Annotated in this window: 20 protein-coding genes; 13 read left to right on the plus strand and 7 right to left on the minus strand. The window is 40.1% G+C overall.

Annotated elements, in window-relative coordinates; all coding sequences use genetic code 11:
• Positions 1 to 27: 27 nt before the first annotated feature.
• Complete coding sequence (locus GTK47_RS01685) at positions 28 to 1,041, minus strand: LysR substrate-binding domain-containing protein (RefSeq protein WP_165121919.1); 1,014 nt, start codon at positions 1,039 to 1,041, stop codon at positions 28 to 30.
• A 709-nt stretch (positions 1,042 to 1,750) separates the two neighbouring features.
• Between GTK47_RS01685 and proP the strand changes: the two genes are divergently transcribed.
• The 3 genes from proP to GTK47_RS01700 are packed head-to-tail and all read left to right on the plus strand — an operon-like array spanning position 1,751 to position 5,711.
• Entirely contained in the window at positions 1,751 to 3,253 is a 1,503-nt protein-coding gene (proP, locus tag GTK47_RS01690; RefSeq protein WP_165121920.1) for a glycine betaine/L-proline transporter ProP, read from the plus strand.
• Between the two features lie 10 nt (positions 3,254 to 3,263).
• A complete protein-coding gene (phrB, locus tag GTK47_RS01695) occupies positions 3,264 to 4,694 on the plus strand; it encodes a deoxyribodipyrimidine photo-lyase (protein ID WP_165121921.1) in 1,431 nt (476 codons plus the stop codon).
• A 39-nt stretch (positions 4,695 to 4,733) separates the two neighbouring features.
• Positions 4,734 to 5,711: a glycosyltransferase gene (locus GTK47_RS01700; RefSeq protein ID WP_165121922.1), complete on the plus strand. Its 978-nt coding sequence runs from the start codon at positions 4,734 to 4,736 to the stop codon at positions 5,709 to 5,711.
• A gap of 61 nt (positions 5,712 to 5,772) precedes the next feature.
• On the opposite strand, the gene ppc is transcribed toward GTK47_RS01700, so the two are convergent.
• The 3 genes from ppc to metB form a co-directional block, all read right to left on the minus strand.
• Complete coding sequence (gene ppc, locus GTK47_RS01705; protein ID WP_165121923.1) at positions 5,773 to 8,409, minus strand: phosphoenolpyruvate carboxylase; 2,637 nt, start codon at positions 8,407 to 8,409, stop codon at positions 5,773 to 5,775.
• Between the two features lie 918 nt (positions 8,410 to 9,327).
• On the minus strand, positions 9,328 to 11,766 hold the full coding sequence (locus tag GTK47_RS01710; protein WP_165121924.1) for a bifunctional aspartate kinase/homoserine dehydrogenase II: 2,439 nt from the start codon (positions 11,764 to 11,766) through the stop codon (positions 9,328 to 9,330).
• A 9-nt stretch (positions 11,767 to 11,775) separates the two neighbouring features.
• Positions 11,776 to 12,936 (minus strand): cystathionine gamma-synthase, encoded by a 1,161-nt coding sequence (metB, locus tag GTK47_RS01715; RefSeq protein ID WP_165121925.1) that lies wholly within the window; start codon positions 12,934 to 12,936, stop codon positions 11,776 to 11,778.
• A 282-nt stretch (positions 12,937 to 13,218) separates the two neighbouring features.
• Between metB and metJ the strand changes: the two genes are divergently transcribed.
• Positions 13,219 to 13,536, plus strand: coding sequence for a met regulon transcriptional regulator MetJ (gene metJ / locus GTK47_RS01720; protein ID WP_006534139.1), 318 nt, complete (start codon positions 13,219 to 13,221; stop codon positions 13,534 to 13,536).
• Between the two features lie 204 nt (positions 13,537 to 13,740).
• Here the strand turns inward: metJ and yjjJ are convergent, their stop codons facing one another.
• On the minus strand, positions 13,741 to 15,045 hold the full coding sequence (yjjJ, locus tag GTK47_RS01725) for a type II toxin-antitoxin system HipA family toxin YjjJ (RefSeq protein WP_165126433.1): 1,305 nt from the start codon (positions 15,043 to 15,045) through the stop codon (positions 13,741 to 13,743).
• Between the two features lie 212 nt (positions 15,046 to 15,257).
• Positions 15,258 to 15,470: a 50S ribosomal protein L31 gene (rpmE, locus tag GTK47_RS01730; protein ID WP_006534140.1), complete on the minus strand. Its 213-nt coding sequence runs from the start codon at positions 15,468 to 15,470 to the stop codon at positions 15,258 to 15,260.
• 203 nt (positions 15,471 to 15,673) lie between these two features.
• Between rpmE and priA the strand changes: the two genes are divergently transcribed.
• From priA to rraA, 7 genes are all read left to right on the plus strand, one after another.
• The gene (gene priA / locus GTK47_RS01735; protein WP_165121926.1) at positions 15,674 to 17,875 is read left to right on the plus strand and encodes a primosomal protein N'; all 2,202 of its coding nucleotides are present in this window, start codon (positions 15,674 to 15,676) and stop codon (positions 17,873 to 17,875) included.
• Between the two features lie 305 nt (positions 17,876 to 18,180).
• Entirely contained in the window at positions 18,181 to 19,212 is a 1,032-nt protein-coding gene (cytR, locus tag GTK47_RS01740) for a DNA-binding transcriptional regulator CytR (RefSeq protein WP_036914575.1), read from the plus strand.
• A gap of 70 nt (positions 19,213 to 19,282) precedes the next feature.
• Positions 19,283 to 20,080 (plus strand): SPOR domain-containing protein, encoded by a 798-nt coding sequence (locus GTK47_RS01745; protein WP_165121927.1) that lies wholly within the window; start codon positions 19,283 to 19,285, stop codon positions 20,078 to 20,080.
• A 114-nt stretch (positions 20,081 to 20,194) separates the two neighbouring features.
• Positions 20,195 to 20,725: an ATP-dependent protease subunit HslV gene (hslV, locus tag GTK47_RS01750; RefSeq protein WP_165121928.1), complete on the plus strand. Its 531-nt coding sequence runs from the start codon at positions 20,195 to 20,197 to the stop codon at positions 20,723 to 20,725.
• Positions 20,726 to 20,737: 12 nt separating this feature from the next.
• On the plus strand, positions 20,738 to 22,072 hold the full coding sequence (gene hslU, locus GTK47_RS01755; protein WP_006534150.1) for an HslU--HslV peptidase ATPase subunit: 1,335 nt from the start codon (positions 20,738 to 20,740) through the stop codon (positions 22,070 to 22,072).
• Between the two features lie 97 nt (positions 22,073 to 22,169).
• Positions 22,170 to 23,087 (plus strand): 1,4-dihydroxy-2-naphthoate polyprenyltransferase, encoded by a 918-nt coding sequence (locus GTK47_RS01760; protein WP_075672991.1) that lies wholly within the window; start codon positions 22,170 to 22,172, stop codon positions 23,085 to 23,087.
• 109 nt (positions 23,088 to 23,196) lie between these two features.
• A complete protein-coding gene (gene rraA / locus GTK47_RS01765; RefSeq protein ID WP_165121929.1) occupies positions 23,197 to 23,700 on the plus strand; it encodes a ribonuclease E activity regulator RraA in 504 nt (167 codons plus the stop codon).
• Between the two features lie 94 nt (positions 23,701 to 23,794).
• Here the strand turns inward: rraA and zapB are convergent, their stop codons facing one another.
• Positions 23,795 to 24,037, minus strand: a complete 243-nt coding sequence (gene zapB, locus GTK47_RS01770; RefSeq protein ID WP_036933299.1) for a cell division protein ZapB — start codon at positions 24,035 to 24,037, stop codon at positions 23,795 to 23,797.
• 294 nt (positions 24,038 to 24,331) lie between these two features.
• On the opposite strand from zapB, the gene GTK47_RS01775 reads away from it, so the two are divergent.
• Together GTK47_RS01775 and glpK are read left to right on the plus strand one after the other, a co-directional pair.
• Entirely contained in the window at positions 24,332 to 25,147 is an 816-nt protein-coding gene (locus GTK47_RS01775) for an MIP/aquaporin family protein (protein ID WP_165121930.1), read from the plus strand.
• A 42-nt stretch (positions 25,148 to 25,189) separates the two neighbouring features.
• Positions 25,190 to 26,722: a glycerol kinase GlpK gene (gene glpK, locus GTK47_RS01780; protein ID WP_165121931.1), complete on the plus strand. Its 1,533-nt coding sequence runs from the start codon at positions 25,190 to 25,192 to the stop codon at positions 26,720 to 26,722.
• Positions 26,723 to 26,803 lie beyond the last annotated feature (81 nt).

A 26,803-nucleotide genomic window follows, 5' to 3' on the forward strand; every position in this document is an offset into this window, starting at 1 on the left:
CAAAAACGGGCTTTTTTATTTTGATGTCTATTCTGCAACGCTATTATTCACATTCACTGAGCGTAAATCAGGTAATCCTTGGTATACCTCTTTACTGTGCCATTGGGTTTCCCATTGATCTGGCATCTGAATAATGTTTCTATCAATATGCGGCGCATAGAGAGAAATAAACTCATGCATATAATCTTTCATATGGGTATGTTTACTAACACAGATATGGGTATAACTCGGTTGAACTAAATGATCGATATTAATACATTTTAATGCGCCACCATCTTCCGTCTCATCATAAGAGGCGGCCGCAATAACACCGATGCCTAAATGGCGCTTAACATAGTATTTAATAATCTCAGTATCCGTCGCTGTTAACGCCACCTTAGGCTTAAGATTATTTTTATAAAATACCTTGTCTAACTTAGATCCCCTTGTAAAACCAAAAACATAGGTGATCAGTGGATACTCTGCCATTTGCTCGATGGTAACCTGCTCATCGTCTTTCAATAAAGCAAGAGGATGATCATAAGGGACTAATAAACTACGAGTCCAACGGTAACAAGGCAGTGTAATGAGATCTTCATAAAGGTGCATAGATTCTGTTGCGATAGCAAAATCCACATCACCATTTTTAACCATCTCTGCTAGTTGAGCTGGTGCACCCTGATGAAAATGTAGCGAAATATTAGGGTAATAGCGGCGAAAGTGATCAATCACATTCGGTAATGAATAACGTATTTGAGTATGTGTTGTTGCAATATGTAAATCGACTTTTTTATTACGATCTTCTTCAGCCACAATGCTTTTGATTCGGTCAACCTGCCCAAGAATATCGCAAGCAATTTTATGAACTTCTTTACCCATCGGGCTTAAGGCTAATAAGTTATTATTTTTACGCACAAACAGTGACACACTTAATTCATCTTCTAATATTTTTAGTTGCTTACTGATTGTCGGTTGTGAGGTATAGAGTTTTTCAGCCGCATTAGTAATGTTGAAATTATTTTTCACGACTTCAACAAAGCTTTTCAGTTGATTAATGTTCATAGAGGTACCTGGGTTAATCTGCACAAATGCGCGGTTAATTATTAATTTTATAAATTTTTATTCTAAATATGAGTAATAGATAAACTATCTTTAATATCTCTGTCGTGATATCTCGTCATACTATCTTGATTTAATCTTATAATAAGAATAGCGAGATCTATTATATTATCCACACATTCACTTTAACTATTCGAAAGAATAATAAAGCAAAATAAGGTGTTATTATTTTCTACTTATCTATTAACCTTTGTATTATGCACAATACTCATACAAATGCGTTAGCCTGAATCAAAAAAACAATAAGCCAGCCTAACATCATGTTATTAAAATATAATTTTAATTTTTACTTCACGATTTTATTGTAAACACTTTCCTTCCACTTAAGCCAAATTTACAATCACTAACACCATAAATTTTACAGAAAAGCAGAATTACGTTATGATAACGATCACATTTTAATACTTAGAGGCTATGTTTTGTTATATCAAAACAACAAAGAAAACTTCCTATTATCTTATTCAATCTCATCTATACTTAATAAATATTCCCTTATCTATTAGCTTAATATCACTATTTAATTTTGGTAGAAGTAAGCTGTTTTTTAGTGAATTTTTATCACTCACTCTTCTCGCTAACAAATAGTCACTTCATTTCTTTTAATTAATTGAATAACAAGAAATTACGAATACCTTAATAAAGGTCACTTAATATGAAAATGAAGAAAAAAAGAAACAAACCATTACAAATCAATGATATAACTATTATTGATGATAGTAAGCTTAAGAAAGCCATTACTGCTGCGGCATTAGGTAATGCTATGGAATGGTTTGACTTTGGTGTTTATGGCTTCCTTGCATATGTCTTAGGTCAAGTCTTCTTCCCGGGTGCATCTCCGGGAGTACAGATGATTGCAGCCCTCGCGACATTCTCCGTTCCTTTCCTTATAAGGCCTTTAGGGGGTGTTGTTTTTGGAATGCTAGGGGATAAATTTGGTCGTCAGAAAGTTTTATCTGTCACCATCATTATTATGGCACTCAGTACGTTTGCCATCGGTCTTATCCCTGCATATGAAACCATTGGTATTTGGGCTCCCATTTTATTATTGCTCGCTAAATTAGCACAAGGTTTCTCCATTGGTGGTGAATATTCAGGAGCAGCGATTTTCGTTGCTGAATACTCACCAGACCGTAAACGTGGATTTATGGGAAGCTGGTTAGACTTTGGTTCTATTGCCGGTTTTGTTATGGGTGCAGGTGTTGTTGTACTCATCTCTACTATCCTTGGAGAAACAGCATTTCATGAATGGGGATGGCGTATCCCGTTCTTCTTAGCATTACCATTAGGTCTTATCGGCTTATATTTACGTCATGCTTTAGAAGAAACTCCGGCATTCCAACAACACGTTGATGAAATGAATAGCGATGACCGTAAATCTATCCAAGATCCACCTCGTGTTTCATTACGTGAAATTGCATCAAAATATTGGAAAAGCTTAACCGTTTGTGTAGGTTTGGTGATTGCCACTAACGTAACCTACTATATGTTATTAACTTATATGCCGAGTTATTTATCTCATAACCTAAATTATTCGGCAGATCACGGTGTACTGATCATCATCGCGATTATGATAGGTATGTTGTTTGTTCAGCCAGTTATTGGGTTACTGAGCGATAAAATTGGTCGTAAGCCGTTTGTTATCGGCGGTAGCATTGGATTATTTATCCTTGCTTACCCTGCATTTATGATGATTAACAGTGATGAAATCGGCTTAATTTTCTTAGGACTATTAATTCTTGCCGTTCTACTCAACTGTTTTACGGGAGTTATGGCATCAATTTTACCGGCTATTTTTCCAACCCATATTCGTTATAGTGCATTAGCGATTGCGTTTAATATTTCGGTACTAATTGCAGGGGCAACACCCACAGCGGCAGCTTGGTTAGTTGAAGCAACCGGTGATTTATATATGCCTGCTTATTACTTGATGATTGTCGCTATTGTCGGCTTGATAACAGGTATTAAGATGATCGAAACCGCAAATAAACCTTTACGAGGCGCAACACCTGCGGCATCGGATAGATCAGAAGCTAAAGAAATTCTGTCTGAGCATTATGATAATATCGAACAACGTGTTGAAGATATTGAAGTAGAAATAGAAGCATTACAGAAAAAACGTCAAGCCCTAATCGATCAACATCCTAAGTTAGATTAAGAGAGGTTACATGTACCCGTCTTCTGTTCATTTAGTCTGGTTTCGTAATGATTTAAGAGTGACGGATAACAAGGCACTCTTTAACGCTTGCCTAGATAAACAAGCACAGGTGCATGCTCTTTTCACCATAACGCCTGAACAATGGAAAGCTCACAATATGGCTTTGTCATGTCAGGCGTTTATTCATGATGCTTTGCTTGATCTTTCAATATCGCTGGCAAAACTTAATATTCCACTGACAATAGTGATTAGCGATACTTATTCAAATGCAGCTGATAAAGTGGCTGAATATTGCCAACAACATCAAGTTACCGCGCTTTTTTTCAATCACCAATATGCCCTTAATGAACGACGTCGTGATAAAAAAGTCACTGAGTTACTAGAAAATAAAACAACCGTTTATGCTTATCATGACAATGTATTTATTCCACCTGGTAATGTAGTCACACAACAAGGGGAGATGTATAAGGTTTTTACTCCCTTTAGAAATGCATTTTTACGGCTCTTTTTTTCACAAGATAACGCTTCGTTACCTATCCCAGAAATAAGAGCACATCAAGAAACAGTATCTCCTTTAAAAGCGCCACTTTTTTCACTTGAAAATACAAACGCATCTTCTTTTGTCGCCACGGAAGAAGAGGCACTTAAACGCTTAAAACAATTCTGCTATGAAAGCGTTCCACATTATGCAAAATGGCGAGATATTCCGGCAGTTGATGGCACAAGTCGATTATCGCCCTACCTTTCTGTCGGTCTGTTATCTATTCGCCAATGTTTTAATCGCCTTTACCAAACTGAACCTGATTTCTTAGAAAACAGTACATCAGGCGCATTTGTTTGGTTTAACGAACTTATTTGGCGAGAGTTTTACCAACACTTAATTGTGGCAAATCCCAATTTATGCAAACACATTGCTTTTCAGCTTTGGACAGAAAAAATCAATTGGCGTAACGAACAAGATGAATTTAACGCTTGGACTCAAGGCTTAACCGGCTTTCCTATTATTGATGCCGCCATGCGACAACTTAACCAAACAGGTTGGATGCATAATCGCTTACGTATGCTTACAGCGAGCTTTCTTATCAAAGACTTGCTAATTGATTGGCGTTGGGGTGAGCGTTATTTTATGTCGCAACTGATTGACGGCGATTTCGCATCAAATAATGGGGGTTGGCAGTGGGCTGCATCCACAGGAACAGATGCCGTACCTTATTTTCGAATTTTTAATCCGACTACCCAAGGACGAAAATTCGATCCTGATGGTGAATTTATCCGCCATTGGCTTCCTGAACTCGCCAATGTGCCTAATCGATATATTCACACACCTCACGAATGGTCAGCAAAAACTAATAATTCTCTCGATTACCCATTACCCATTGTTGATCACGCAAAAGCACGGATCAGGGCGATTGAGGCTTATGAAGAAGCCAAAAAAGGGTAAGATAGTAAAACTTTATTTATTGATAACTGGCTCAATCTTGTGAAAACACCCAAAATCTCTGTCATTGTTCCGATGTTTAATGAAGCATCTCGTATTACGAGATTATTAGATAGTGTGATCACACAAACTTTCACTGATTTTGAAGTGATTATTATTAATGATGGTTCGACAGATAATAGTGCTGAAATCGCAACGTCTTATTGCCAAAAAGATGCACGCGTGAAGCTTTATCATCAAACTAATCAAGGGTTATCCAGCGCAAGAAATACAGGTTTAAAATATGCTCAAGGTGAATGGATAGTTTTTTTTGATAGTGATGATTTTATTAAGCCTGAATTACTCGCACATTGGTATCAATTAGCTGTTACCCAACGCGTTGATGTTTTAATTGGCAATGCTGAACGATTCAATCCAAGTGATCTTAAAAAACACCAAAGACCAATCCACCAACGACAGCCTTATCAAAAAGTCATAAAAGGTAGTGAGTGGATCATTCATGCCGTCACTCAACATCAATGGCCACATTTCGTTTGGTTGCAATTAACTCGACATGACTTAATAAAAAAACATCAACTTCAATTTATTGAAGGTCTTTATCATGAAGATATTTTGTGGACAATGCAATTAGCGCTTGTTGCAGAGCGAATAGGCTTTGATAACCAACCTCTCTATTATTACTGTGCTAATCCTGACTCTATTACACGTAAACCTGACCAACAAAAAGAAGTCCTACGAACACAAAGTTATTTGCAGATAGTCTTACAGCTATTAAAAGAAGCAGATAAACAATCTGATCAGTTATTAGCAAAAGCACTCCGCCAACAAGCAGTTCGTGAATTAGGTAGTTTTTTTATTCTTTTTCGTAAATGTTGTGATGCAAAAAATCAAAAAATAATCGCAAAACAATTTTCTACTTACTCTTTATTTTCCTCTCTCAATAAAGGCGCAAATAATTGGCATCAACGCTGGTTTATTTTTCGTGTTAACTGCATTTTATTTATCGCCTCTTTGAAATAAATAAGCATAAAAAAACAGCGCTATTATTAAGCGCTGTTTTTATTTCTAAATATTGATGACTCTAGCCTGTATTACGCATACCTGCGGCAATACCTGCAATAGTGACCATAAGTGCCTGCTCAATACGAGGATCCGACTCGCTATGAGTACGAGAACGTTGTAATAACTCTGCCTGAAGTACGTTTAATGGATCGGTATACACATTACGTAGTGCAATAGATTCAGCAACCCATGGTAAATCCGCCATTAAGTGTTCATCTTTTGAAATCGCCAAGACACTCTTAATATCATCGGAAAGTTGCTGGCGTAATTTAGATCCTAATGGCCATAAACGCTCTTCAACTAAACGTTGATCGTAATATTCTGCTAACCATAAATCCGCTTTAGCGTACACCATTTCCAACATCGCAATACGTGTATTAAAGAACGGCCAGTTCTCACACATATCGTCTAATACCGCTTGTTTTCCGCTATCAATTTCATGTTGTAATGCAGCACCAGCACCCAACCAAGCAGGTAGCATTAAGCGGTTTTGAGTCCATGCAAAGATCCACGGAATAGCGCGCAAGGTTTCAACACCACCAGTAGGACGACGTTTTGCAGGGCGTGAGCCTAATGGTAGTTTACCCAACTCGCCTTCTGGCGTTGCTGCTCTAAAATAAGGAACAAAGTCTTCTTGTCCTCGTACATAGTCACGGTACATCGCACAAGAAACGTCAGACAAGGAATCCATTACCTCAATCCAAGGCGCTTTTGGCTCTGGTGGTGGTAATAAATTCGCTTCTAAGATAGCACCTGCATAGTGAGCAAGGCTACTAATGGTGACTTGTGGTAATCCGAATTTAAAGCGGATCATTTCACCTTGTTCCGTCACACGCAGGCCACCTTTTAAACTTCCTGGTGGTTGAGAAAGTAATGCTGCATGTGCTGGCGCACCACCACGACCAATCGTACCGCCACGTCCGTGGAATAGTGTTAATGTCACACCTGATTTTTCACAGAGTTTGATTAATGCATCTTGAGCACGATATTGTGCCCATGATGCTGCCATCACACCCGCATCTTTTGCTGAGTCTGAATAGCCAATCATCACCATTTGTTTGTCATCAATTAAATCGCGATACCAAGGAATATCAAACAAACGGGTCATTACGCTTTCAGCATTATTTAAGTCATCAAGCGTTTCAAATAAAGGGGCAACAGGCAATCGAATATTCGCGCCAGCTTCTTTCAGTAATAGTTTTACAGCTAATACATCAGAAGGCACTTTTGCCATTGAAATCACATAAGAGGCGATAGAATCTTTAGGTGATTCAGCAATCACACGGCAAGTTTCAAATACTTCTTGAGTAGCCGCACTTGGTTGCCAATTTGTTGGGATCAGTGGGCGTTTAGAACTTAATTCTTCAAGTAAGAATGTTTGTTTTTGCTCTTCAGTCCAATTCGCGTAATCACCAAGCTCTAAATACTGTGTCAATTCAGAGAGTGCTTCAGTGTGATTAGTACTTTCTTGGCGAATATCGAGCTTAACTAACTGTAAGCCAAAGCAACGGATACGACGTAATGTATCTAACAGTTGCCCATTAGCGATAATTCGCATACCGCACTGAGTCAGTGATTGATAGCAAGCGTATAGCGGATCCCAAAGTTGGGCATTATCAATTAACAGCCCTTCAGGAGGTAGCGATTGCTGTCCTTTAATGCGTTGTTCTAAATAATCACGAGTGACTTGTAAGCGAGTACGTAATTGTTTAGCAATTTCACGATATGGCTCTGCAACTTCAGCACCACCCGCTAATTCGCGCAGCTCAGGTGTACTTTCTGTCATTGAAAGCTCTGAAACAAGGACTTGAATATCATTTAAGAATAAATCAGCAGCTTTCCAGCGACTTAATAGTAAAGCATGGCGAGTGATCTCAGCCGTCACATTTGGGTTACCATCGCGATCCCCCCCCATCCATGAGGTAAAACGAATAGGAGAAGCTTCTACTGGTAAGTTGTAATCAATGGATTCTTTAAGCTGCTCATTAAATTCACGTAAAAAAGCAGGAACACCTTCCCATAAGCTATTTTCAACAACCGCAAAACCCCATTTCGCTTCATCAATAGGCGTTGGGCGAATTTTTCTAATTTCATCCGTGTGCCATGATTGAGCAACTAATTGACGCAGACGGCGCATAATATTAGTACGCTCGTAATCCGCTAAATCATCGTGATCGAGTTGAGATAAACAGGTATTTACCTCAACTAGTTTATGAATAAGTGTACGACGTGCAATTTCGGTTGGATGCGCCGTTAATACCAGTTCAATAGAGATTTGCTCTACCGCTTCTTTTAACTGCTCGTCTGTAAAATTCTTATCTTTTAGTCGAGTGATCAGTTTTGCCAATGCCACAGGATTACTTGCCGCTTCACCGTGAGGTGAAATGCTATGGTATTGTTCTGCCACGTTCGTCAGGTTTAAGAACTGATTGAATGCTCTAGCAACAGGTAATAATTCATCATTAGAGAGATTCTGTAACGTCAGCAACAGTTTTTGTCGCTGAACTTCATTACCCGCTCGTGATGATTTAGATAATTTTCGAATTGATTCAACTTTATCTAAAATTTCTTCACCGAGTGCTTCTTTTATCGTATCTCCAAGTAGCTTGCCAAGCATACTGACATTGCTACGCATAGCAGAATATTGTTGATTCATAAGACTCCTGACCTTGTCTTTGTGGCGGTAACAACATGCTTCTTCCTATTAGAAAAGTCATGTCCTCCCAGTTGTGTAATTAACTTTCATTTCTGATGTGACTTTATTTTGATTTTTGTGATAAGCCACACTGCTTTTTTTACTTAGCCTACTATTCATATCAGAAAATAATCGTTTTGGGGGATTTTTCTGAAATTTAATTACGGCTTTAGTCTTATAAGAATGACTAATATTCATGCTGTTCTAGCTCAATTTTACCTAGAATAAGGACTTTTTTTCGTTTCTTATCTACTACGAAGAGTTTTTTACTAGAAAGGGCGAGATACGTGAAAATTTATCTGGCGAGAAATTTAGATGATTTTTTTAATATTGATAAATTGTCTGGTCGATTTTTTGGTTTTTAGCTAATTTTGCTGGTGGGTTATGACTCGTATTCCTATTTCATCGCTTATTTTTATTCTTTTTTACATTTTTACTAGGCTACGATTTCCAATTAAGTTTTTTATAAGACAAAAACGAATAAAGCGCTGAATATCAGCGCTTTAAGTTAAGAATAACGAATTGTCTTTCAGTAAATTAAGTTGTCTGTTGTAAATAATGTGGTTAATCGAATTGTACTCTTAATAACGTTCAAACACGTTGTAACCGTACTTCAACTTCCACTCAAGACGCTTAAATTTCACATCATGAGCTACTGACAAAAGTTCTCTTTAGCTTGATGGTTCACCTCCGTCATTTCATTTCTTAGTGGGACAATCTGTCTTACTACCTTTGACATCAATCGCTCCTTTGTGACTAGAGATGCTTCAAGTATAGCCAAAGAATTTAAAAAAATTGAGTGATATGACACAAAAATGACAAAAGGTTATCAGCATAAAATAACTCGCTGATAACCTTTATAAAAAAGAAATAATTAAATTACAGTAACTGGGAAAGGCGGTTTAAATCTGACTGAATTGCGCCTGCGGTCACATCTCTGCCGGCTCCCGGCCCTCTGATCACAAGGGGGTTATCACGATACCAACGGCTTTCAATCGCAAATAAATTATCACCCGGTAATAGCGAGGCAAGAGGATGATCTTTTCTCACAGCTTCAACGCCGACTTTTGCTTTACCATTAGCATCAAAACGGGCGATATAACGTAATACCATATCCATTTCATTTGCGGCAGCTAATCGCTGTGCCATTTGTTCATTGATCAATGCACTGTTATCAAAAAACTCTTCTAACGAACCCGTTTCAGCTTGTGCAGGTACTAAAGATTCAACTCGGACTTGCTCTGGCTCGATGTCATAACCTGCTTCACGAGCAAGAATAACTAGTTTACGCATCACATCTTGCCCTGATAAATCAATTCGTGGATCAGGCTCTGTTAACCCTTGTTGCCAAGCTTGTTCCACCAGCTCACTGAAAGGCACGGTGCCATCAAATTGCAAGAATAACCAAGAGAGTGTGCCAGAGAAAATACCGCTAATTGATAAAATAGTGTCACCACTTTCACGTAAATCGCGTACCGTATGATTAATCGGTAAACCTGCACCGACTGTTGCATTATATAGCCAATGGCGACCTGTTTTAGAAAAGGCATCTCGTGTGGCGCGATAACGTACACTTGAAGCTGAGCCCGCAATTTTATTTGCACTGATAACATGAAAACCGTAGCTAGCAAAATCTTCATAAGAGGCAGCAAGAGACTCATTAGCCGTAATATCAACAACCACTAAATCATCATAAGGGTGAGCTCTCATCCAAAGATAAAGCGACTCTTCATTATGCTCTGTCGCTTCCTCATCAAAGAAAGCCAATGCACGGCTTGGATTAATACCTTGATAATCAAGCAAGCTACGACGGCTATCAACGACACCCGCAAGAATAAATTCAAAATCACTACGTGCTGATAAAGGCTCTTGCTCACGAGCAAACAATTCTAACCAACGTGAGCCAATATTCCCTTTACCAAACAGCACTAAGCCAATCTGTTTTTCAGCTCTAAATAACGTTTGATGTAAACCTTGCAGTAGATGCTCAGTATAATTACGCAATACTGCAACTAAGCTGATGTTATCTTCAGCATGCCAAATAAATTCAACAGGTTGATCTTTAAGTTGTTGATAGAAACGATGACAATGAAGTGGATTTTTACAAACACCTGCACCCACTAAAGCCACTAGTGAGAAACCTTCTCGTAGATGTAATTTTCCCGGTAAAACAGCATCTTGTAATACATCTAATGCACTGTTAGCAACTTCACTGGTATAGCAAAGCTGTAAAAGTTGGCTGTCTTTATCAACACCAGTCGCTAAAGGACGGATTTGCGCACGTTTGAGTAATTCATCAACCTCTTTCGCCACTTGTTCAAAGTTTTGATGAGATGGAAGCTGGAGTTCAATCAAACAAACATCATCATGGCTAGTAACAATTTTAGCGCCTGTTCCTGATGCCAAAACACGTTCTATACGCGTTGAACCCTGTTCTGGTTGATAGCTACAACGAAGCTGCAAATCAATATTACTGCCTGAAACAGGTTGAAGTGTGCGTGTATGTAAAACGGGGGCAGCTAATCGAGCCAATTCGCTCGCTTCATCTAAACGCAACAATGGCAATAAACAAGCATCTTTAACTTTGCGAGGATCCGCACTATAAACACCGGCAACATCACTCCAAATTGTGACTTTACCGACATCCGCTAAAGCACCCACTTGTGTGGCAGAGTAATCGCTACCGTTACGACCTAATAAGACCGTTTCACCTTGTTGGTTGCGACTAATAAAACCAGTTACAACAAAACGACTTTCAGGGTGTTTAGCTAATAGTGATTGTAATAATGGACGAGATAAAGTTTCGTTTACTTGAGGCTGAGCTGCTCTCTCAGCACATAAGAATTCACGCGCATCTAACCACACGCTAGGTAAACCCTGCTCTGTAAGCAGATTTGCCATTAATCTTGCAGACCAAATTTCACCATGACCGACAACTTCTGCATAAGTTGCGTCTGTGATAGGTTTATCCAACAAATAGCTTAAACGTTCAAGATCAGCAATAAAGGCTTGGGAGAGTAATTCTGCATTCTCTTTTGAAAGTAGACCTTCAATTAAAGATAACTGGTAACGACGCAAAGTTTGCTGAACTTGATGGGCAGAAATACGATCACTTTGGCTAAGCTTCAGCCAGCTAATCAACTGATTCGTCGTCGAGCCCGCCGCAGAAACCACCATTAGGTCATTAGGTTGGCTATAGTTCGTCATGATATTCACGACACGTTGATAACATTTTATGTCCGCAAGACTGCTACCACCGAATTTATGTAACTGACGGCAAATCGGCTCCGCCTGTTGTTTAATCGCCACTACGCTCATGATCCATGGTTACCTTTTAGTTGCTGCATCAAACGCACTTTGCAAATCGTTGATTAAATCCTGACTATCTTCAATACCCACCGAGATACGAAGTAATGAGGGGCTGATCCCTGCTACTTTTTTCGCTTCTTCTGACATACCTGCATGTGTCATGGTGGCAGGGTGACAAATTAAGGTCTCTACCCCACCTAAAGATTCTGCCAGTGTAAAGAGTGTTAATTGAGATAAAAAGAGTTTAATCACATCCAATCCCCCTTTTAACTCAAAACTTAACATCGCACCGAAACCTTGTTGCTGTTTTTTTGCTATTTGATGACCAACATGATTTTCCAGTGCGGGGTAATACATTTTTTCGACTAAAGGTTGTGCTTGTAAGAATGCCACTAATGCCTGTGCATTTTCTTGTTGAAGTCGAATTCGAGGCACTAATGTTCTTATACCTCTTAATAATAAATAGCTATCAAATGCGCCAGAAGTGACGCCAATATTATTCGCCCACCAGCTTAGCTCCTCAAGCTGTTTCTGACACTGACAGATAACAACACCTGCAACAATATCTGAGTGTCCATTGAGATATTTTGTACATGAATGCACAACAATATCTGCTCCTAATGCTAATGGTTTTTGCAAAACAGGACTCATAAAGGTGTTGTCAGCAACCACTAAAGCACCTTGCTGATGAGCAAGTTCACTGATTTTTTGAATATCCGTTATTCTTAAAAGAGGATTACTTGGGGTTTCGATAAAAACAATTTTAGGCTGATGCGCTAAAGCCTGTTTCAGTGCGTCATCATCATTTTGATCAACAAAAATCACACGGTAGGCACCACGCTCTTGTTGACTGTTAAAAAGGCGATAACTTCCCCCATAACAATCATGAGGTGCAACAATCACATCGCCAGGTTTTAGAAAAACGGTACAAATTAAATGAATGGCTGACATTCCACTGCTAGTGACAACGGCTCCCACTCCACCTTCTAGCTCTGCTAATGCCTTTTGCACCATATCGCGTGTTGGATTACCTCGACGAGAATAATCATGATCACGAGGTTGATTAAATTCTAAAAAATTATAGGTACTAGAAAGATAGATAGGCGGTACGACACAACCAAATTGAGTGTCTTCATTTAGCCCATTATGGATAGCAATTGTTGCTGTTTTCTTCGTCATACAGGCACCTTGTCACAGCGATAAGTGGAGAAGTCTACAACAGCATATCTAATTAGACACCAAGACGTCAATACATCTAGCCATCTAAACTCCTTTACGGATAGATTAAGTAATGGAATAATACATACATTGAGAATATCGCCAGTGACTATTACTTTTTCTCTCACCTTCAGCCAGAAGAGTCGGTGGTTTTAGAAAAGTCATGATAAACTGGTATTGCCCATCAGAATGTGGGTTAACCCTATTCTGACTTCAACTAAATGATATTAATTAAGGTAATCCATGGCTGAATGGAACGGTGAATATATCAGCCCTTACGCTGAGCATGGCAAAAAGAGTGAGCAAGTTAAAAAAATTACAGTTTCAATTCCATTGAAAGTGTTGAAAATTTTGACTGATGAACGCACTCGCCGTCAGGTTAATAACCTAAAACATGCAACCAATAGTGAATTATTGTGTGAAGCATTTTTGCACGCATTTACCGGACAGCCTCTCCCAAATGATGAAGACTTACGTAAAGAACGTAACGATGAAATCCCTGAAGAGGCAAAAGAAATAATGCGCCAGCGCGGGGTTGATCCCGATACTTGGGAGTATTAATCAGCGTCAATTTTGACTTATTGCTTGATTAACACGAACAAAAAAGCCCAAAGTAAAAACTTTGGGCTTCAGATTATGACAACCCCCTTGGTTTTACTCTAAGGGGGTTATTTAGATATACATCGAAGATTTTTCCCATCAGCTATCTGCGTCAAACACAGCAATGCATTATCTTAACTTAATTTTTTCTAAGTCTATTTGTCATTATCCTAGGCGAGATATACGCGAACTTGCTTCATCAAGATGACTACGTAATGCTTTAAGGCATGGCGAAAAATTGTCGGAAAAACAATTACAGCTATTAGCTAAAGTATAAAACTGCTCGGCTAACTCTAAACATTCCTGCCAGATTTCACCGCTGATCCCATCAAGTAATGTTACTGGGCGAAGCGTATTAACTATCTCACCACCAGACTTAGGCGCAAATCCCATTGGTAAAATATCGTAGGCAGGTGAAAGCGCATATGGGCGACCATGGCTACTGATAAATGATAAATTGCCATGGTGCATATCAGTATTTCCAATCAACATACCAAATGCCCAGCGGCGTACTGTGCTAATCGCAGCATCAGGATGAACACGTTTTTGCTTAATTAGCTCATTAACTAACACAGGCCAAGGCTCTCTTGCCCGTCCTATAAACTCAGCATCTAGTGCCTGTAAAGAAAAAAGTCCTATGCGACCTAGTGAACCTACACGATCAAATCGTGGAATTTCAAGAAAGCGTTGTCCTTCAAAATCAAAAACTTCCGTTTCAACTCCAAGCACTTTTAATGCCAGATGCTCAGCTTGAAGCAGATCACGCCAACGCTCACTAACGGCGTTATCATCGGAAGCCGTAAATTTTACGATAACATGGCCTTTCTCTGTATAGGTGCAAAATTTGGGTTGTTCCCCACCTGCGGATGAACCAGGATCCTCTCCCGAACTAACAGCTCGTGCTAATGTGGGGTAAGTTTTAGCGCGCTCAACAATTTTTGGTGTCTGCATACCCAGAAATTGATCTCTAGCTTGCTCTCCTATTAGCAAATTTCCCACAGCATCATGCCCATGAGCCAGTAAAGCTCTGATTATATCTGTATCAGACCAACGATCTGGATTGTGGGGTAAATCAAGCTCAGCCGAATGGGCCGAAGCATAAGCTCTTCCAAGATATCCTTGGGGGCGCATATCCAATAACCACCATGGCAAACCTTCACTATGTCGGCTCACATTATCTATCCGCTCCATAACAAAGCCTTCTGGATAAACTGGTGTTAATTTACCTAGTGGCTTAACTTTACCTTCTTCATTTATGCGATAGATAGGAACTGAATTGAACCCACGGAAACTATCACGTAAAGCATATTGAATAGAAGGCCCAGAGCCAATTCGAACAATATCATCACTCAGCGCATTTAATGATCGAGACAATGTTGGCTGACTAATATTCATTATATCAGTAAGTTGCCTTGATGACCGAGGTCCATTACGTAGTATTTGTCGTATCATTTCAGCGCGTATTGTCATGACATTAATTACTTTATGAATAGATAGATGAATAGATTTATGAATAGATAACTTATCAGTTGTAATCTGGCTTGTCACTACCAAAACCGTTATCTAAAAAGAGAAGGCTTTACCCATAAAAAAAGCCCAAAGTTTTTACTTTGGGCTTTTTTTCAATTCCGAACTGTCTGCAAGATACCAGACTAAGCTGATATCTTGTGACAACAAATATCTTATTTGCTGCCTGGAATTTTGAAGCGTTTGTTGAACAGATCAACACGGCCACCAGTTGCAACATCACGTTGTTTACCAGTATAGAATGGGTGGCATTTGTCACAAACGTCCAGATTCAGGTTATGACCTGCAGTGGAGTTGATTTTCATAACGTTACCGCAAGAACAAGACGCAGTAATTTCTTCGTATTTAGGATGGATATCTTTTTGCATGGAAAACCTCTACTAAGGCCGTGTCGCCATTCAGCCCACAGCCGAACACCACACGTCGTGTTGATTGAAATTAAGTGTTTGGTAATTTATCTACCAAAGGGGGCGGATCATACAGAATATCCACTAAACGCGCAATGAAATCTGCACACTTTTTGTGATATTCTTAAGGCCATCTTTTCGCTAAAACTCTCGGAAACCCTGATATGACTATAGTTCAGGTAATTTTGCCTGTACCACTGTTTTCCTCTTTTGATTATCTGTTACCGGAAGGGATCGACGCGCCAGTTGTTGGTAGTCGGGTGATCGTACCTTTTGGTAATAAACGCCGCTCTCTTGGTATTGTCAAAGGACTCAGTACACACAGTGAGTTTCCTATCGAAAAGCTAAAGCCTATTGATGAAGTCCTTGATAGTGAAACACTCTTTCCGGGTGTTTTATGGGATATGCTAAATTGGGCATCGGCTTATTATCACTATCCTTTAGGAGAAGTGTTATTTCATGCTATGCCGATTTTATTGCGACAAGGAAAACCCGCAGAATTCACGCCATTATGGCAATGGTATGCCACAGAAGAAGGGATTAATCTCGACCTTAATAGTTTAAAAGGTGCGAAAAAACAGCAACAAGCATTAGCGGCCCTTCGCCGTACACCTTTATATCGCCATCAACTTGATGAATTTGAGATCACAACAGCAACACTCAATAACTTAAAAAAGAAAGAGTTTGTGGATCTCCGCCCTATTCAACCAGCTCCGATACACTGGCACAACAGTCTTGCAGTTCAAGGTGAACGCTTTAAATTAAACACAGAACAAGCTGTTGCAGTAGGGGCAATCACAGCGCAGGCAGACCAATTCTCACCTTGGTTATTATTGGGTATTACAGGTTCAGGCAAAACTGAAGTTTATTTGAGTGTATTAGAAAAAATTCTCGCACAAGGTAAACAAGCACTGGTACTGGTGCCTGAAATTGGCTTAACACCTCAAACAATTCGTCGTTTTAAAGCACGCTTTAATGCCCCAGTGGATGTGCTTCATTCAGGATTAAATGATACTGAACGCTTAGCTGTTTGGTTACGAGCAAAACGAGGTGATAATGCCATTATTATCGGTACGCGTTCGGCACTTCTAACCCCTTTTCAGCATCTTGGTATTATCATTATCGATGAAGAGCATGATGGCTCTTATAAGCAACAAGATGGTTGGCGTTACCACGCTCGTGATCTCGCCGTTTTCCGCGCAAAACAAGAAAATATTCCTATCGTGATGGGAACCGCAACCCCATCGATTGAAACCAGTTTTAATGTTGAGCAAAAGAAATATCAACAACTCACGCTGACTCAACGTGCAGGTAATGCAAAACCCGCAACAGAGCATTTAATAGATTTAAAAGGGCAACCACTGACAACAGGGTTGTCTCCAATTCTCATTAAAGCAATAAAAGAGCACCTTAATGCAGGTAACCAAGTGATGCTCTTTTTAAATCGCCGTGGATTTTCGCCTGCATTGTTATGTCATGAATGTGGTTGGATAGCAGAATGTCCTCGCTGTGATCATTATTATACGATCCACCAAAAACATGGCATGTTACGTTGCCATCAATGTGATAGTCAGCGACGAATTCCAGCACAATGCCCACAATGTGGCTCAACGAATTTAATACCAGTAGGATTAGGAACAGAACAACTTGAGCAAGGGATCGGTGAATTATTTCCTGATACGCCAGTGACGCGAATTGATAAAGATACAACTAGTCGCAAAGGCGCTTTAGAGCAACAACTGGAAGATATTTACCAAGGTGGTTCACGCATTCTTATCGGTACGCAGATGTTAGCTAAAGGGCATCACTTTCCCGATGTCACCTTGGTCGCTTTACTTGATGTTGATGGCGCTCTGTTCTCCAGTGATTTTCGTGCAGCCGAGCGCTTTGCTCAGCTTTATATACAAGTGTCAGGTCGTGCTGGTCGTGCTGGTAAACAAGGATCCGTTTATTTACAAACTCACCAGCCTGATCACCCTCTGTTGCTGACACTATTAGAAAAAGGTTATGACGCTTTTACTAAAGAAGCTTTACAGGAGCGACAAGCGACTTTTTTACCACCTTATTCTAGCCATATCATGATCCGTTCTGAAGATCACAATAATCAACGTGCGCCTCAGTTCTTACGACAACTCAAACAGTTTTTTGAACAACACCCAATGCGAGACGCTAATTTGTGGGTAATGGGGCCAGTTCCTGCAATTCAAGCTAAACGAGGTGGAAATTATCGTTGGCAATTATTGCTCCAGCATCCTTCAAGGGGATATTTACAAAAATTAATGTCTGTTACTTATCCTCAAATTGTCGCCTTGCCTGAGAGTAAAAAAGTGAAATGGAATATTGATGTCGACCCAACAGATTGTTAAGTGTCTTTTCAACCTAAGTTGAATATATTTTAGCCAGACCTATGATGAAGATACAATTGCGATTGAACACTAGTTACAGTCCAAGACTATTTATCAATTTTGCGAACTACCTCATAAAAACGATTGGTATCACACTTTTTATGCAAACTAGGTAACAGAATCTATTTAAAAAGTGGGTAGAATAACAATTTAGAATATTTCTTGAATTAAAAACCGTCGATAAAATCCTTTTTTGAGTATTGGCGGTTTTTTTGTAATAAAAAAGCAATCGTTTAACTAAACCATCCAAAAGGGAGGTATGGGGTTTGCAACAGAATAATAAAGATAATACGCAAGCAACAATGAAAGATGTTGCCCTTGCAGCCGGCGTGTCCACAGCAACTGTGTCTCGTACTTTAATGAATCCGGAAAAAGTATCCTCACAAACCCGTCAGAAAGTTGAACAGGCTGTTCTTGATGTGGGCTATTACCCACATAACCTGTCAAAAAACCTTAAGCGTAACGAGTCAAAAACGATCCTTGTGATCGTACCTAACATCAGTGATCCATTTTTTACTGATGTTGTGTGTGGCATTGAAGAAACTGCCGCACAACATGGTTATCTCGTGTTAATTGGTGATTGTAAGCATCAGCAAAAACACGAAAATGCCTTTATTAATCTTATTATTACCAAACAAATTGACGGTATGTTACTTCTTGGCTCACACATCCCTTTTGATGTTTCTAAAGAAGAACAGAAAAATTTGCCACCAATGATCATGGCAAATGAGTTTGCACCTGAACTCGAATTACCTACCGTCCATATTGATAATCTCACTGCATCTTTTAGAGCAACACACTATTTACAGCAAATGGGTCATAAGCGTATTGCCTGCATTACAGGCCCTGAAGATATGCCTTTATGTCGTTATCGCTTACAAGGCTATATTCAAGCCATGCGTAGAACGGGCGTACCTTTGCGCGAAGATTATATTATCCGTGGTGATTTTACCCATGAAAGCGGTGCAGAAAGTCTGAAAAAGCTGATTTCTTTACCTGAACCACCGACAGCAGTCTTCTGTCATAGTGATATTATGGCAATTGGCGTTATGTGGCAGGCGAAAAAGTTAGGATTAGAGCTTCCCAAAGATCTCTCTGTGATTGGTTTTGATAATCTTGATATCACACGTTATAGCGAGCCTGCTCTGACAACAATGGAACAACCTCGTTATCAAATTGGTCGTGAATCTATGTTGTTATTACTTGACCAACTACAAGGCCGACCTGTTGCACCCGGCTCCCGTTTATTAGATTGCGATCTAATTATAAGAGACAGTGTCTGTCGGCTTAAAAGCTAGGCAAAACACACTATGTTAAGTAACATATCGTTTGTGATACCTATTCCTTTAATTATCAGCGAATCGAACTGTGGCACAACGAGACTATGTGGGACGAGGGCAGACATCTGCTCGTCGTAAAAAGACAACGAAAAGTAAAAGCAAAAAGGCTGCTAAAGGGCTGCCTTTAACGACGCTTATCGCGGCAATCGCTATTGTGGCGCTGTTTATCGGCGGCCTTTATTTTATTACACATAATAAAAAAGAAGCCGTAGAAACAACGCCAACTATCACTGGGCAACATCCAGCGAATAGCCTACCGCCAAAACCTCAAGAGCGTTGGCAATATATTAAAGAATTGGAAAATCGTCAGGTAGGTACACCTTTACAACCTGAATATCCTTCATCGGGTAGCCAGATTAATCCGAAAGCAACACTTTCGCCTGAGCAGTTGCGTTTTTTACAACAAATTGAAGCGGATAAGCGCCAACCTGCCGTTCAACTGCCAGAAGTGCCTTACAATGGTGAAGTGCCTCGCTCACAAGTGGTTGTAACACCACCTGCAGCAACAACACCTTCTGTTGCACAACAGCCTGTACAAACTCAACAACCACAAGCGCCTGCACCTGCGATTGTTACACCATCTAAACCTGCTGTTACTGAAGCAAACTTTTTAGTGCAATGTGGCTCATTTAAAAATACCGAACAAGCTGAATCAGTAAGAGCAACACTGGCTTTTTCTGGTGTTGAAAGCCGAGTCACAAAAGGCAATGATGGTTGGATCCGCGTATTATCAGGCCCTTACAATAAAGAACAAGCCAACTCTGTGAGCAGACAAGCAGCTGGAGCTGGCGTATCAGGTTGTATTCTTCGCTCTTCTGGGGGTTGAAAAATAAATTTTCTCCCCCACCTATAATTCTAATTCACACAACGGGCCGTGCTTTATCTTAAATAAAGGCACTTCCCGTCTCACTTTTTTATTGATTAAACCAGGGGCTGACTCATGACTACAATCGTAAGTGTTCGCCGTAAGGGCCAAGTTGTAATCGGTGGTGATGGACAGGCAACGATGGGTAATACCGTCATGAAAGGCAATGTTCGCAAAGTACGCCGTCTTTATAACGACAAAGTCATTGCGGGATTTGCTGGCGGCACTGCTGATGCTTTTACTCTTTTTGAACTGTTTGAGCGTAAATTAGAACTTCACCAAGGGCATTTAACGAAAGCTGCGGTAGAACTTGCTAAAGATTGGCGCACAGACAGAATGCTACGCAAATTAGAAGCGTTGCTTGCTGTTGCAGATGAAAGTACATCTCTTATCATCACGGGTAATGGTGATGTGGTTCAACCAGAAAACGATTTAATTGCTATCGGTTCTGGTGGCCCTTATGCACAAGCAGCGGCTAGAGCTATGCTAGAAAATACTGAACTCTCTGCACGAGAAATTGCTGAAAAAGCACTTAGTATCGCTGGAGATATCTGTATTTACACTAACCATAATGTCAACTTTGAAGAACTCTCTTCAAAAGAGTAAGGATTAGAGAGCATGTCTGAAATGACTCCTCGCGAAATTGCCAGCGAACTCGATAGATTTATTATTGGTCAAGATAAAGCGAAACGTGCTGTGGCGATTGCCCTACGTAACCGCTGGCGTCGTATGCAGCTTGATGAAGCGCTGCGTCATGAAGTAACACCTAAAAATATTCTGATGATTGGACCTACTGGTGTAGGTAAAACTGAAATTGCACGCCGTTTGGCAAAATTGGCCAACGCACCTTTCATCAAAGTTGAAGCGACTAAATTCACCGAAGTGGGTTATGTGGGTAAAGAAGTCGATTCTATTATCCGTGATTTAACCGACTCTGCGGTTAAAATGGTACGCAGCCAAGCCATCGATAAAAATCGTTTCCGTGCTGAGGAAATGGCTGAAGAGCGCATCCTTGATGTCCTGATCCCACCAGCAAAAAATAACTGGGGTGTAGCAGAGCAAGCATCAGAACCATCAGCTGCACGTCAATCTTTCCGTAAAAAATTACGTGAAGGCCAATTAGACGATAAAGAGATTGAAATTGAGTTATCTGCAACACCAATGGGTGTTGAAATTATGGCTCCTCCAGGAATGGAAGAGATGACTAACCAATTACAATCTATGTTCCAAAATTTGGCAGGTCAAAAACAAAAAGCGCGTAAAATGAAAATCAAAGATGCGTTTAAGCTTATTGTTGAAGAAGAAGCCGCTAAATTAGTTAACCCTGAAGAGCTTAAACAGCAAGCTATTGATGCGGTAGAACAACATGGTATCGTCTTTATTGATGAAGTAGATAAAATCTGTAAACGTGGTGGACAAAGTTCCGGCCCTGACGTTTCTCGTGAAGGTGTACAACGTGACCTCTTACCACTGGTTGAAGGTTGTACAGTTTCAACAAAACACGGTATGGTAAAAACAGACCATATTCTGTTTATTGCATCAGGCGCTTTCCAAGTTTCAAGTCCTTCTGATTTAATTCCTGAATTACAAGGACGTCTGCCAATTCGTGTTGAACTTCAAGCGCTGACAGCAGAAGATTTTGAGCGTATTCTAACTGAACCTAATGCATCGTTAACAAAACAGTATGAAGCATTAATGGCAACCGAAGGTGTGTCGATTAGCTTCACCGAAGACGGTATTCGCAAAATTGCTGAATCAGCATGGCGCGTAAACGAAACCACTGAAAATATCGGTGCTCGTCGTTTACACACTGTTTTAGAGCGTTTGATGGAAGAAATTTCCTATGATGCAAGTGAACGTCAAGGTCAATCAATATTGATTGATGCAGAATATGTGAAACAGCATCTGGATGAGCTTGTAGCAGATGAAGATCTGAGTCGATTTATTTTATAATCAACTTGTGCGATCCTTATCAGCAATATTTACGTGGGAGGCTTGCCTCCCATTCTTATTTTTATAATAACAACGAACATGAGTATCGAATTTCAGCATGAGCTCTCTAAATTCCACTAGCCGGACTCAAGCCTGGCTTGAAAGTTTACGACCCAAAACACTCCCTTTGGGGTTAATTGCCATTGTGACGGGTTCCGCATTAGCGTATTGGATGGGTCATTTTGAGCTACCTATTGCACTGCTTGCTATATTAACGGCGGGAACGTTACAGATCCTATCAAACCTTGCCAATGACTATGGTGATGCCGTAAAAGGAACGGATACTGAAGAGCGTTTGGGGCCACTTCGTGGAATGCAAAAAGGCATGATAACAGCAGCTCAAATGAAAAAAGCGCTGATCCTAAATGTTATTATTTCTTGTATCTGTGGTATTGCACTAATTATTGTCGCCTGTAAAAAGCCTGAAGACGCTATTGGCTTCTTAGTGATGGGTTTACTCGCTATTGTTGCTGCAATTACTTATACCGTGGGTAAACGACCTTATGGTTATATGGGATTGGGTGATATTTCTGTTTTAATTTTCTTTGGCTGGTTAAGTGTCATCGGAACTTATTACTTACAATCCAACACGTTTGATATTGTTACTCTACTTCCAGCCACAGCCTGTGGTTTACTTTCTGTCGCTGTTCTAAATATTAATAATATGCGCGATTTAGAAAGTGATATTCAGGCCGGTAAAAATACATTAGCTGTTCGCTTAGGCCCTGCTGGCTCACGTACTTACCATACGTGTGTTATTTTTCTCTCAATTGCTTGCTTAATTATTTTCACTCTACTTTATATGCACCGCTGGACAGCGTGGTTATTTTTACTCGCTACCCCAATGCTTTTACTGCATATCAAGCGTGTAAATGCCGATCACTCTGGTGAGGCGATGCGTCCTTTACTGGAGCACATGGTAAAAGCAGCATTATTAACTAACGTTCTTTTCTCTTTAGGTTTAGTTTTAGAATAATTTCACTCGATTGTTGATTTGACTCACTGAATTTTCAGTGAGTCTTTTGCCAACCGCCCCTGTTAAGGGATATACTGGACTTTCCTGTGGCAACCTGACGTAATCTCCTATGAAATATGATACTTCTGAACTCTGTGATATCTATCAAGAAGATATCAATGTCGTAGAACCGCTTTTCTCAAACTTTGGTGGTCAAAGTGCCTTTAGTGGGCAAATCATCACCGTTAAATGTTTTGAAGATAATGGTCTGCTTTATGACTTACTTGAAGAAAATGGCAAAGGCCGTATTCTTTTAGTCGATGGCGGTGGTTCTGTACGTAAAGCCTTAGTTGATGCTGAACTCGCACAACTTGCTGTTTCTAATGAATGGGAAGGCATTGTCGTTTACGGTGCAGTACGTCAAGTTGATGCTTTATCAGAGCTTGATTTAGGTATTCAAGCGATGGCAGCTATCCCTGCAGGTTGCCCAAGTGAAGGCATTGGTGAAAGTGATATCCGTGTTAACTTCGGAGGCGTTACCTTCTTCTCTGGTGATTATCTTTATGCTGATAACACAGGGATCATCTTATCTGAAGAGCCATTAGGCTTAGATGAGGATTTAATTGAAGAGTAATTGTTACTTTTAACCTGCATTCTTACGATTTTAATAAACAAAAGCCACCTTTAGGTGGCTTTTGTTTTCTTAAGCTTTAAGCAAACAAAGACAATTATTGCACGTCTTCCATTTTGCCTAACAGTGCGCGTAAACGCTCTTGCCAGCTTGATTGCTCTTGTTTTAGCTCTTCATTTTCACGAACAAGAGCTTCGCGCGATCCTTTCGCTTCTTGAACTTCTTGGTTCAGCGCATCATTTTTTTCTTTTAGCTCTTCGATTTCCATCTGTAATAACGTGATGGTATCAATTGCTTGTTGTACTTTTGATTCTAACTTCTCGAAAACTTCAAATGACATACTGTAATCCCCCATATAATCGATACTTCCGATTGTAAGTAGCCTATCAACAACTGTCTAGCATCTTCCGAGGAATTACATTCTTTTTTCAATTTATCAAAAACACTAGTCAGATCACATTACAAATGTCGATCAAGTCACTAATTAAGAGCGTTTTCACTCATTTTCTTGATGAGACACACAAATTTCAATTTCGCTTATTCTCGTTTACGCTCATTAACGATAAATTCACAGTTATCTTTTCAATTCGAAAAGAATACTAACAATAAATAACCCTCTTTCAGGATAGAATATATGAGCCAGACGAAAACCTCTCTTATGGGTCAATGCATTTCTGAATTTATCGGAACTGCGTTGCTAGTCTTCTTTGGTCTTGGTTGTGTTGCTGCAGTGCGTATTGCAGGTGCTCAACTGGGATTATGGGAGATAAGTATTATCTGGGGGCTGGGTGTTGCCTTAGCCGTTTATCTTACCGCCGGCACCTCTGGTGCACACCTGAACCCTGCTGTTACCGTTGCGTTTTGGCTATTTGCTTGCTTTGAACGCAGAAAAGTTGTTCCTTATATTATTGCACAAATGTTAGGTGGCTTCTTTGCCGCAGCCATTGTGTACTTTATGTACTACAATATTTTTATCGACTATGAACAAGTTAATGGCATTGTCAGGGGCTCACAAGAAAGTCTCTTCACTGCCGGTGTATTCTCTACTTATCCCGCAGCTCAAATTTCCGTTGCACATGCTTTTGTTATCGAAGTTATCATTGCTGTTATCCTTGTTGGCTTAATTTTAGCCTTAACTGATGATGGTAACGGTGTACCTAAAGGCCCATTAGCACCTTTATTAATTGGTATCTTAATTGCCGTAATCGGTGGTGCATTTGGTCCACTAACCGGATTCGCCTTAAACCCTGCTCGTGACTTTGGTCCAAAACTGGTTGCGTACTTTGCTGGCTGGGGTGATATTGCGCTGACTGGTGGACGTGATATCCCTTATTTCTTAGTTCCAATGATTGCTCCATTTATCGGTGGTATCTTAGGTGCATTGGCTTACCGTAAATTGATTGGCCGTCACTTACCTTGCGATACCTGCAAAATCGAAGACGATAAATAAAATTAAGAGCAATATTGTTGATTATCAGAACAGGTTACTAACATGACAACAGAAACAAATACATCGAATACCGAAAAAAAATACATTGTTGCACTGGATCAGGGCACAACCAGTTCACGCGCCGTAGTCATTGACCACGATGCAAATATCGTCAGTATTTCACAACGTGAATTCACCCAAATCTATCCTAAGCCAGGCTGGGTTGAACACGATCCAATGGAAATTTGGGCAACACAAAGTGCAACCTTAGTTGAAGTATTAGCAAAAGCAGATATTCCATCTGACCACGTTGCAGGTATTGGTATCACAAACCAACGTGAAACCACTATTGTATGGGATAAAGAAACGGGTAAACCTGTTTATAACGCGATTGTATGGCAATGCCGTCGTACTGCAGATTTCTGTACTCGCTTAAAAGATAAAGAAGGTGTTGAAGAATATATTCGTCAAAATACGGGTTTAATGGTTGACCCCTATTTCTCTGGTACAAAATTAAAATGGATCCTCGACAACGTCGAAGGTGCTCGTGAAAAAGCAGAAAAAGGTGAGTTATTATTCGGTACTGTCGATACTTGGTTAGTTTGGAAAATGACACAAGGTCGCGTTCACGTTACTGACTTTACTAATGCCTCACGTACCATGTTATTTAATATCCACTCTTTAGATTGGGATCAAAAAATCCTCGATTTGCTGGATATTCCTCGCAATATGCTACCAAAAGTGGTGCCATCTTCCGAAGTTTATGGCCAAACAAACATTGGTGGTAAAGGTGGTACACGTATTCCTATCGCAGGTATGGCGGGTGACCAACAAGCTGCACTTTATGGCCAACTTTGCGTACAAAGCGGTATGGCGAAAAATACCTATGGTACAGGTTGTTTCTTACTGATGAACACAGGTAAAGAAGCTGTTCGCTCTAATCATGGCTTGTTAACAACAATCTGCTGTGGTCCTCGTGGTGAAGTGAACTATGCCTTAGAAGGTGCCGTATTCGTTGGTGGTGCTTCTATTCAATGGCTACGTGATGAATTAAAACTCATTGATGAAGCGACTGACTCTGAATACTTCGCGACTAAGGTTAATGATACAAACGGTGTTTATGTTGTTCCTGCATTTACTGGCCTAGGTGCCCCTTATTGGGATCCGTATGCGCGTGGTGCCATTTTTGGTTTAACCCGTGGTGCTAACCGTAATCATATTATCCGTGCAACCTTAGAATCTATCGCTTACCAAACACGCGATGTTTTGGATGCAATGCAAGCTGATTCAGGTGCACGTTTACAATCATTGCGTGTTGATGGTGGTGCAGTTGCCAATAACTTCTTAATGCAATTCCAGTCCGATATTTTAGGTACTCGTGTAGAGCGTCCTGTTGTTCGCGAAAGTACTGCATTAGGTGCTGCATTCCTTGCAGGTCTTGCTATCGGTTTCTGGAATGATTTAGAAGAAGTGAAAAACAAAGCCTCTATTGATAAAGAATTCCGTCCTGGCATCGAAACTACTGAGCGTAACTATCGCTATAACGGCTGGAAAAAAGCGGTTGCTCGTGCTCAAGAGTGGGAAGATCGCGGTTAATTGCAGTAAAACAGTTTGAGAGAGAAGTAGCCTAGGCTACAAAACCAAAATGCCGAGATTTTTTATCTCGGCATTTTTTAT

Source organism: Proteus sp. ZN5, assembly GCF_011046025.1.
Classification (GTDB): Bacteria; Pseudomonadota; Gammaproteobacteria; order Enterobacterales; family Enterobacteriaceae; genus Proteus.

Bases quoted from the DNA above. Each gene is read 5' to 3' on its own strand.
- GTK47_RS01685 (WP_165121919.1), bottom strand. From the start codon at position 1,041: ATGAACATTAATCAACTGAAAAGCTTTGTTGAAGTCGTGAAAAATAAT.
- proP (WP_165121920.1), top strand. From the start codon at position 1,751: ATGAAAATGAAGAAAAAAAGAAACAAACCATTACAAATCAATGATATA.
- phrB (WP_165121921.1), top strand. From the start codon at position 3,264: ATGTACCCGTCTTCTGTTCATTTAGTCTGGTTTCGTAATGATTTAAGA.
- ppc (WP_165121923.1), bottom strand. From the start codon at position 8,409: ATGAATCAACAATATTCTGCTATGCGTAGCAATGTCAGTATGCTTGGC.
- GTK47_RS01710 (WP_165121924.1), bottom strand. From the start codon at position 11,766: ATGAGCGTAGTGGCGATTAAACAACAGGCGGAGCCGATTTGCCGTCAG.
- metB (WP_165121925.1), bottom strand. From the start codon at position 12,936: ATGACGAAGAAAACAGCAACAATTGCTATCCATAATGGGCTAAATGAA.
- metJ (WP_006534139.1), top strand. From the start codon at position 13,219: ATGGCTGAATGGAACGGTGAATATATCAGCCCTTACGCTGAGCATGGC.
- yjjJ (WP_165126433.1), bottom strand. From the start codon at position 15,045: ATGACAATACGCGCTGAAATGATACGACAAATACTACGTAATGGACCT.
- rpmE (WP_006534140.1), bottom strand. From the start codon at position 15,470: ATGCAAAAAGATATCCATCCTAAATACGAAGAAATTACTGCGTCTTGT.
- priA (WP_165121926.1), top strand. From the start codon at position 15,674: ATGACTATAGTTCAGGTAATTTTGCCTGTACCACTGTTTTCCTCTTTT.
- hslV (WP_165121928.1), top strand. From the start codon at position 20,195: ATGACTACAATCGTAAGTGTTCGCCGTAAGGGCCAAGTTGTAATCGGT.
- hslU (WP_006534150.1), top strand. From the start codon at position 20,738: ATGTCTGAAATGACTCCTCGCGAAATTGCCAGCGAACTCGATAGATTT.
- GTK47_RS01760 (WP_075672991.1), top strand. From the start codon at position 22,170: ATGAGCTCTCTAAATTCCACTAGCCGGACTCAAGCCTGGCTTGAAAGT.
- rraA (WP_165121929.1), top strand. From the start codon at position 23,197: ATGAAATATGATACTTCTGAACTCTGTGATATCTATCAAGAAGATATC.
- zapB (WP_036933299.1), bottom strand. From the start codon at position 24,037: ATGTCATTTGAAGTTTTCGAGAAGTTAGAATCAAAAGTACAACAAGCA.
- GTK47_RS01775 (WP_165121930.1), top strand. From the start codon at position 24,332: ATGAGCCAGACGAAAACCTCTCTTATGGGTCAATGCATTTCTGAATTT.
- glpK (WP_165121931.1), top strand. From the start codon at position 25,190: ATGACAACAGAAACAAATACATCGAATACCGAAAAAAAATACATTGTT.